Source organism: Stenotrophomonas lacuserhaii (assembly GCF_039674585.1).
GTDB lineage: Bacteria > Pseudomonadota > Gammaproteobacteria > Xanthomonadales > Xanthomonadaceae > Stenotrophomonas > Stenotrophomonas pennii_A.
Map to the genome: position 1 here is coordinate 42,815 of NZ_JBDJNU010000027.1, position 8,185 is coordinate 50,999.

General features: G+C 66.7%; 6 protein-coding genes and 7 tRNA genes. 5 read left to right on the forward strand and 8 right to left on the reverse strand.

Features of this window, described 5'->3' with window-relative positions; genetic code table 11:
• Positions 1-227: 227 nt before the first annotated feature.
• Positions 228-2,405, forward strand: a complete 2,178-nt coding sequence (locus ABE522_RS11740; RefSeq protein ID WP_346591827.1) for a PAS domain S-box protein — start codon at positions 228-230, stop codon at positions 2,403-2,405.
• A gap of 77 nt (positions 2,406-2,482) precedes the next feature.
• Positions 2,483-2,698, forward strand: coding sequence for a hypothetical protein (locus ABE522_RS11745; RefSeq protein WP_346591828.1), 216 nt, complete (start codon positions 2,483-2,485; stop codon positions 2,696-2,698).
• A 109-nt stretch (positions 2,699-2,807) separates the two neighbouring features.
• On the opposite strand, the gene ABE522_RS11750 is transcribed toward ABE522_RS11745, so the two are convergent.
• The 8 genes from ABE522_RS11750 to ABE522_RS11785 form a co-directional block, all read right to left on the reverse strand.
• Positions 2,808-2,893, reverse strand: a tRNA-Leu gene (locus ABE522_RS11750).
• Positions 2,894-2,939: 46 nt separating this feature from the next.
• A complete protein-coding gene (locus ABE522_RS11755) occupies positions 2,940-3,887 on the reverse strand; it encodes an SOS response-associated peptidase family protein (protein WP_346591829.1) in 948 nt (315 codons plus the stop codon).
• Between the two features lie 57 nt (positions 3,888-3,944).
• Positions 3,945-4,020, reverse strand: a tRNA-Glu gene (locus tag ABE522_RS11760).
• 49 nt (positions 4,021-4,069) lie between these two features.
• A tRNA-Ala gene (locus ABE522_RS11765) sits at positions 4,070-4,145 on the reverse strand.
• A 44-nt stretch (positions 4,146-4,189) separates the two neighbouring features.
• Positions 4,190-4,265: transfer RNA gene (locus ABE522_RS11770), tRNA-Glu, on the reverse strand.
• Between the two features lie 49 nt (positions 4,266-4,314).
• Positions 4,315-4,390, reverse strand: a tRNA-Ala gene (locus ABE522_RS11775).
• Between the two features lie 181 nt (positions 4,391-4,571).
• Positions 4,572-4,647 (reverse strand) — tRNA-Glu (locus ABE522_RS11780).
• Positions 4,648-4,698: 51 nt separating this feature from the next.
• Positions 4,699-4,774, reverse strand: a tRNA-Ala gene (locus ABE522_RS11785).
• A gap of 424 nt (positions 4,775-5,198) precedes the next feature.
• On the opposite strand from ABE522_RS11785, the gene ABE522_RS11790 reads away from it, so the two are divergent.
• From ABE522_RS11790 to dsbG, 3 genes are all read left to right on the forward strand, one after another.
• Entirely contained in the window at positions 5,199-6,242 is a 1,044-nt protein-coding gene (locus ABE522_RS11790) for a GlxA family transcriptional regulator (RefSeq protein ID WP_346591830.1), read from the forward strand.
• A gap of 101 nt (positions 6,243-6,343) precedes the next feature.
• Positions 6,344-7,141 carry a TlpA family protein disulfide reductase gene (locus ABE522_RS11795; protein ID WP_346591831.1) on the forward strand — a complete coding sequence of 266 codons (798 nt, stop codon included), beginning with the start codon at positions 6,344-6,346 and terminating at the stop codon, positions 7,139-7,141.
• Positions 7,142-7,170: 29 nt separating this feature from the next.
• Positions 7,171-8,007, forward strand: a complete 837-nt coding sequence (gene dsbG / locus ABE522_RS11800; protein ID WP_346591832.1) for a thiol:disulfide interchange protein DsbG — start codon at positions 7,171-7,173, stop codon at positions 8,005-8,007.
• Positions 8,008-8,185 lie beyond the last annotated feature (178 nt).

Here is an 8,185-nt window from a genome sequence, read left to right on the forward strand (position 1 = left end):
CGTGGCCGGCCCGGCCGGACCGATGCTGTTGGCCGGGCCTGTTGCGGCATTCTGTGACGGGGGGCTTACGCGGCGCCCGGTGATTGCGCACACTGCGTGATGAGGGGGCCGATGGGGCCTCCGCCAGATGCCGGGAGGGCCATGGACGTCAGTGCTGCAGAGGTGCCGTCCAGGGGCGCGTGCTTGAGCACGCCATGGGCCAGTGCGTCGCTGTGCGCGGCTTGCCCATGAGCGATCTCCCCGCACGCACCGGTATCGACCTGCAGATGCAGCTCGAGCAGGCGCAGGAACAGGTGCGCCGCCTGCGCATGATCATCGACGGCAGCGGCGCGGGCACCTGGGAATGGAATCCGGCCAGCGGCCACATGCAGGTCAACGCGCGCTGGGCCGAGATCGTCGGCTACTCGCTGGAAGAACTGCAGCCGATCTCCTCGGATCTCTTCGAACGCCTGGTGCACCCTGACGACCTGCTGCGTTCGGACGCGCAGTTACAGGCCCACCTCGTCGGCCAGACGCCGTTCTATGAATGCCTGGTGCGCATGCGCCACCGCGATGGACACTGGGTCTGGGTGCAGGACCGCGGCAGGGTCTACGAATGGGATGCGGACGGCGCCCCGCTGTGGATGGCCGGCGCGCATGCGGACGTGTCCGACCTGCAGCAGGCGCGCCAGGAAGTGGCCAGCGCACGCCAGCGGCTGCAGTCGATCGTCGATTCGTCCGATGAGGTGGCGGTCATCGTCACCGACGAGCAGGGCACCATCACGCTGTTCAATTCCGGCGCCGAGCGGCTGCTCGGCTATCGCGCCGATGAGGTGGTGGGCATGGTGCGTCCGGCGTCGTTCCACCTGGCGCAGGAAGCGGACGCCTTTCTGGCCTCACTGCCGGCCGCCGAGACCGCCGGCAAGGATCTGTTCGACATTCTCAGCGCGCGCGCGCGCGAGCACACCTATTCCCGGCAATGGACCTTCCTGCGCAAGGACGGCGAGTCCCGGCAGGTGCGGCTGTCCATCAGCGCGCTGGCCGATGCACGCGGCGAGGTCACCGGCTTCGTCGGCATGGCCACCGACATCACCGAAGTGCTGCAGGCCCGCGCGGAGGCGCGCCTGGCCGAGGAGAAGTTCGCCGGTGCGTTCACCAGCGCGGCACTGGGCATGGCGCTGGTTTCGCTGGAAGGACGCTGGCTGGACGTCAACGAAGCGCTGTGCCGGATCATGGGCTATTCGCGGAGTGAGCTGCTGCAGGTTGATTTCCAGCGGCTTACCCACCCCGATGACCTGGATGCCGACCTGGCCATGGTGCAGGGCCTGCTGCGCGGCGAGCGGGCGCACTATCACCTGGAAAAGCGCTACATCGGCCGCGAGGGCAATGTCATCCGGACGCGGCTGTCGGTGTCGCTGGTGCGCAGCGAGCGGGGCGATCCGCTGCACTTCGTTTCGCAGATCCAGGATGTCACCGCCCAGCATGCCAGCGAACAGCGCCTGCTGCAGGCCGAGCAGCGCAGCCGGATCACCCTGGATGCAGTGACCGACCTGGTGCTGAGCGTGGATCTGGACGGGCGCATCGAACATGCCAACGCGGCCGCGGTGCGCGCCCTGGGCGGGCCGGACGGTGCCGCGCTGCATGGCCACCACGTGCGCGAGATGATGCAGCTGACCACCGAGTATGCGCCGCTCTCGCCGCTGGACATATCGGTGCTGCTGGATCCGGACAGCAACGCAGTGGACCTGCATTCGGACCTGTTGCTGGTGCAGGCCGACGGCGGCAACATGCCGGTGGATGTCTCGCAGGCCTGGTTGCATGACGACGCCGGCGTGTTGCGTGGCGCGGTGTGGGTGATACGCGATGTGACCCAGCTGCGTGCGCGGCAGCGCGAGGCGCGGCAGCTGGCCGAAATGGATCCGCTGACCGACCTGGTCAACCGGCGTGGCTTCGAAGCGCACCTGCAGCAGGCGATCGCGCACGTGGACCGCACCGGGCAGGCGGCCTCGCTGATGTTCATCGACCTGGACCAGTTCAAGCCGGTCAACGATACCTGGGGGCACCTGGCCGGCGATGCCGTGCTGTGGGCGGTGGCCAACGTGCTGCGCCATGGCGTGCGCGATTCGGACGTGGTGGCCCGGCTCGGGGGCGACGAGTTCGCGGTGATCCTGGCGGGGTGTTCACTGCACCGCGCACGGCGCATTGCGGGCGAACTGCTGCACACCATCGGCGGGCTGGCCATCCCGTGGGAGCAGCACCGGATCAAGGTCGGGGTGAGCATCGGCATCGCCTCGATCAGTACCGGGATGAGCGTGGATGAAGCGGTGGCCGCGGCCGACGTGCAGTGTTACCGCGCCAAGGCGGCCGGACGCAACAACGTGCAGTCCGAACCGTTGGGCCTGGCGTCGCCCCCGGAAGGTGACTGATCGGGGCGTGAAGGTCTCAGCCGGTGAGAGCGGGGCAGGGGACACTGCCCGCACCTTCAGAGACACCGGGGAATGGCATGGCAGGTTGGGATCGGGAAGTGCTTCGCGCCTATGGGCCGGCGGCAGCGGCGTGGGTGGCCGCGGTGCTGGGTTGGCTGCTGCTGGAGCAGGTGCAGGGTGCACCGCTGCAGGTGGAACTGGCCAGCGCGCTGCGCTGGTTGGTGGTGGCCCTGCTGGGTGCCACGCTGGGACATGGGGGCTGGGTGAGCTGGCGGCTGTGGCGGAAAGCGTGACGACCAACGGTCGTCCCACCGGGCATGACGGCCCCCACCGGGCATGACGGCCAGCGGTCGTCACTACCCATGAAAAAGCCAGGCACGTGGCCTGGCTTTTCCGTGTCGCTGGTGCCGGTGAAAGGACTCGAACCTTCATGGGGTCACCCCCGGCTGATTTTGAGTCAGCTGCGTATACCATTCCGCCACACCGGCAGCGTGGCCGCGTAGTGTAAACAAAACCGCGCGCCACGGGTAGGCCTCAGGCCGCTTCGCTCCAGACGTACTGGATATCTTCGCGGTCGTCGAGAATCCGGTACTGCGCGGCCAGGTTGGCCGGGTCCGGGTTCAGCCACGCATCCAGATGCGTTTCACGGATCGGCACGATGCCGCGGTCGTGGCCGGTGGCGGCGACGTCGCGCGGCGGCGTGTCGGTGACCGCCGCAAACGACAACAGGCGGCCCTCGGGCCCTTCCCATTCGGCCCACAGGCAGGCGATCAGCAGGTCGCGCCGCGGCTGTGGCTGGAACTCCAGCACCACGTCGCTTTCGTCATCGTCGGCCTGCAGCGGCAGGCCCTTGCGCGGCACATGCTCGTAGAACGACTGCACCACCACCACGCCGTGGCGGTGTCCGAAGGCGCCGCGCCAATAGCCTTCCAGGCTGTCGCGGCGCGCATTGTAGGTGCCCGGATACAGTGCGTCGTTGCGTGCCGGCTTGTCCGGCAGACGGCACTGGTAACGCATCGGCTTGATCACCCGCCGGCCTTCTTCGGCCACGATCACCGGCGCATAGGTACCGGGGAAAATGCGGTTGTCGCGCGGCAGCTGCTGACTGCGCTGCAGGTCATCCAGGCGGGACTGGGCGCGTTCGATGCGGTTGCCGGCGATGCGCAGTTCATTGCGTGCCTTCTGCGTGGGCCTGGCGGCCACGGCGGCCTGGGCGATGGCGCGGCGCTCATGCTGGCGACGCAGTTCGCCTTCCAGTTCGGCCTGCTCCTGGGCATGCCACTGCTGGATCATCGCCACGATGTCGCGGCCGGCGTCGGTGCGGGCCCCGCGGAAACCATCATCCATCGCCTTCGGTGTCTTCGGCCGCTTCTTGGCGGGGTCGAAGGTGTAAAGACGGGAGAACTCCTCCAACGACATCGTCGCGCCGTAATGGCGGACCAGCTTGGCGTAGTCGGCGCGGATCTGGGCGGAGTAGCACATGCAGGCAGCTTAGCGCAGGAAAAGAAAAACCCGGCCGAAGCCGGGTTCTTGCAGAATTGGCGTCCCCACGGGGATTCGAACCCCGGTCGCCACCGTGAAAGGGTGATGTCCTAGGCCTCTAGACGATGGGGACGCACGAAAACCTGAGTTGTACTGCTGTCCAGGCGGCCTAATGCCTGGAGTGGTGGAGCCAAGCGGGATCGAACCGCTGACCTCCTGCATGCCATGCAGGCGCTCTCCCAGCTGAGCTATGGCCCCATTGAAACCCGGTTGCCTGATGGGTCAGGTTCCCGTTTTGAAACTGGCGTCCCCACGGGGATTCGAACCCCGGTCGCCACCGTGAAAGGGTGATGTCCTAGGCCTCTAGACGATGGGGACGCACGAAAAACTTCAAGTTGTAGAACCTTCGACGGCCTAATGTCGAAAGTGGTGGAGCCAAGCGGGATCGAACCGCTGACCTCCTGCATGCCATGCAGGCGCTCTCCCAGCTGAGCTATGGCCCCGTTTAACCGAGCCGCCTATCATACCGGCTTATTCACGTTTGTGGAAGCTTTTTTGAAGCTTCCCGGCAATTGAAGGGTACACCCACCGAAGTGAAGACCCGACAAGCGCCATGCCCGTGAAGGCCGAAGGCGATGAACAAAAAAGACCCGGTTTCGGCCGGGTCCCGGTTGTCCAGATGAGTGGCGTCCCCACGGGGATTCGAACCCCGGTCGCCACCGTGAAAGGGTGATGTCCTAGGCCTCTAGACGATGGGGACGCATTGCTCATCAATTATTCGCGACCTTCCGACGGCCTAATGCCGAAAGTTTGGTGGAGCCAAGCGGGATCGAACCGCTGACCTCCTGCATGCCATGCAGGCGCTCTCCCAGCTGAGCTATGGCCCCACGTCGCCGAGGTGCGAAATCATAGCGATGGGTACTGGGGTTGGCAAGCCTTTATTGCAGTTTTCTGCATGCCGATCCGGACGCGCGCGCGGGCGCTGCGGATGCAGCCGCAATGGGCTGCCGATCACAGGATCGACCCGGGCCCCGCATGAGCCGGTACCGCAGGCGCCGGCACGGCGAAGCGAGCAATGGACCCATCGGCACCACGGGCACGTTGAACCCGATTCATCACATGCTCGAATGTGACCTTCGTCAACCACTGAGTGAGGTCTAGAGTCAGTAGCTGCTGAAAAGCAAGGCTTCTGACGCAGTTTGCAGCTTTCTTCATAGCCTCGGCCTGTATGCGATTCCTAACCTGCAGCCACCGAAGAGCCACGCCGTCAATGGCGGCGGCTCTGTTCGCGGGAGGCAAGAGGAGGAGCTGATGGACGCAAACAAGAACGAGCTGACTGAAATCGCAGTAGTGGAATATCCGGGCGCAGACCCTTCGGCTGCGTCAATGCTGGCCGAAATGGCGCATGTGGGAAACCGGCTCGCGCAGCAACAGGGCCGGCACACGGCACGCATCCTGGTGTCACGCTGGATCATGGCAAGTGATGGAGGCGGGCCGCAGCGGGTGGCCGGCGCGGAGATGCTGGATGCGACGGTGCCCGCGATCATTGCCCTGCCCGGGCAGGTCAGCCAGAACGGACAGATCCGTGACGAGTCGGTGCTGTTGGATTGGTTGAGCGCGCACTACGACGGTGGAAGCCTGATGGCAGCGGTCAATGACGGAATCGGCGTGCTGTCACGCGCCGGTCTGCTCGCTGGCCGGACCGTTGCCAGCGTGGACGCCACCCGTTTGCCCGGGCTGTCGTCCCAGGGCGGAAGCTGGGTCCCCAGTGAGCGCCTGCTGGTGGACGATGGTGACCTGCTGACCGTGACCGGCTCCCAGGCATGGCGTTTCCTCGCCTTGCGCCTGCTTTACCGCGTGCATGGCCAGGGCGTCATGGCGGCGGTGGCACACCAGCAGGGCATCGTCGTGCCCGCGGGCATCCAGCAGGACCTCGAGCGTTTCAGCGCCAACTTCGCGCATGGTGATCGCGACGTACTCAAGGCGCAGCGCTGGCTGCACACCACGGCGGCACGCGGTGCCACGCTGGGCGCGATCTGCCAGGCATCGGGGCTGGAACCGCGCACGCTGCAGCGCCGCTTCCTGAAAGCAACCGGGCTGCGACCGATCGAGTACTGCCAGCGGCTGCGTATCGCCAAGGCCCAGCTGCTGCTGCAACTGGGCGGGGCCATCGATGAAGTGGCGTGGGGGGTCGGTTATGCGGACCAGAGCGCATTCCGTCGCCTGTTCCTGCGCATCGTCGGCATGACCCCGGCGACCTACCGGCGCATGGTGGCAGGCAAGCAGCGGGCGGCGCAGGCCGGGGCTTCGCCGATGGGCAGCCCGGTCCGGCCGATCGACCGGCACGCAGCCTGAATGGACGTCTGTTCCGTGACTTGCCGCGGCGGCGACGGTGAAGGACCCTCGTTCCCGTTGAACCTGCCGGACAGGGGCCCTTTGATGACAGGACTGTGATGATGAGCCTGGGACCAGTGCCACTGCCGGTGGCACTGGCCATTTCATTCCTGCTGCTGGCGTTGCTGGTGGCGCGCCTGTGGCCACGTCCGCACGGCGTGCCGTGGCGGCCGGCCACTGCGCTGCTGGTGGACATGTTCCTGCTGGGGCTGCTGGCTGCACGGCTGCTGTTCGTGCTGCGCGCGGCGCCGTTGTACCTGGCCGATCCATGGTCGATCCTGCGGATCGGTGATGGCGGTTTCGATCCCATCGGATTTTTCGCCTGTGCGGTGGGCTGGGGTGCGTGGAAGCTGCGCCGACACCCCCCGCTGCGCCCGGCCGTGATCGCCGCAACGCTGTTGGCCGCAGGCGGCTGGTGCGGTGCAAGCGTGGGGCTGCAGCACTGGCAGGCCGGGCAGGTTCGCCTGCCGCAGGTGGTACTGCATGACCTGGCTGGCCAACCGGTCGGGCTGGCGGCCGGGCAGGGCAGTCCGGTGGTGGTGAATCTGTGGGCCAGCTGGTGCGGGCCGTGCATCCGCGAAATGCCGGTGCTTGCGTCGGCACAGCAGGCGCATCCGCAGGTGCGTTTCCTGTTCGTGAACCAGGGCGAAGAGGCCGCGACGGTGCAGGAATTCCTGCGCGCGCACGCACCCGGCCTGCACGGCGTGCTGCTGGACGAAGCCGGCCTGACCGGGCAGGCGATGGGCGTGCAGGCGTATCCCAGCACGCTGTTCTTCGACCGTGACGGCCATCTTCGTGAACTGCACCTGGGCGAACTGACCGCTGCAGGCCTTGAGCACAAACTGCGCCGGCTGCGGTAGCCTGCGCGGGCATTCAACCAGGAGTTCCCATGCTTTCCACGTATCTGCGCGCCGCACCGGCGGCGCTGGTGTTGCCGATCCTGCTGGTGGTGTCTGGCTGTGGCCAGGCGCAGGCGCCGAAGAGCGCGGCGCAGGAAACGCCGGCGACCGCTGGCGCCGGCGATGACCCCTCCGCCGTCCCGGCACCGATCAAGGGCCTGCAGAAGCTTGGCTTCGAAGTGGTTTCCGAGTTCGAGGCGCCCGGTGGCCTGCGCGGGTTTGCCGGCATGGTCGGCGGCCAGCAGCCTGCCGCCGCCTACCTGACCCCCGATGGCAAGCATGTGGTGGTGGGCAGCCTGTTCGATGCGCAAGGCAATGACGTGGCGCGCGACCTGTTGACCGAAAAAGTCGCAGGGCCGATGACCGTCAAGGTCTGGTCCCAGCTTGAAGCGAGTGCCTGGGTGGCCGATGGCAAGGCGACTGCGCCGCGGGTGGTGTACACCTTCAGTGATGCCAACTGCCCGTACTGCCACAAGTTCTGGGAGGCGGCGCGGCCATGGGTGGATGCCGGCAAGGTGCAGTTGCGCCACATCATGGTGGGCGTGATCCGCGAGGACAGTCCGGGCAAGGCGGCGGCGATCCTGTCCGCGGCCGATCCGAGCGCTGCGCTGCTGGAAAACGAGCACGCCTTTGGCCGGGGTGGCATCCAACCGGTGGCGATCAGTGCCGACGCGTCGCGCAAGCTGGATGCGAACCAGGCGTTGATGGTGGAAATGGGTTTCCAGGGCACGCCGGGGATTCTGTTCAAGGATGCTGACGGGCACGTGCAGCGTCGTTCCGGCATGCCGCAGGGCAACGACCTGGAACTGATGTTCGGGCCGCGCTGAGGTCGGGTTGGTGTATTGCCGGGCCTGCGGCCCGGCACCTGCTCAAGTGCAAGAGCAAACGCCAGTAGGTGCAGGACTGCCTGTGGGCGGGGCGGGGTGGATTGGCGGGGGACGGCAAGAGCCGCTCCTGCGGGCCTCGTTTCGCGCCATCCATGGCGCTCAACGCCCCCGCCAACCC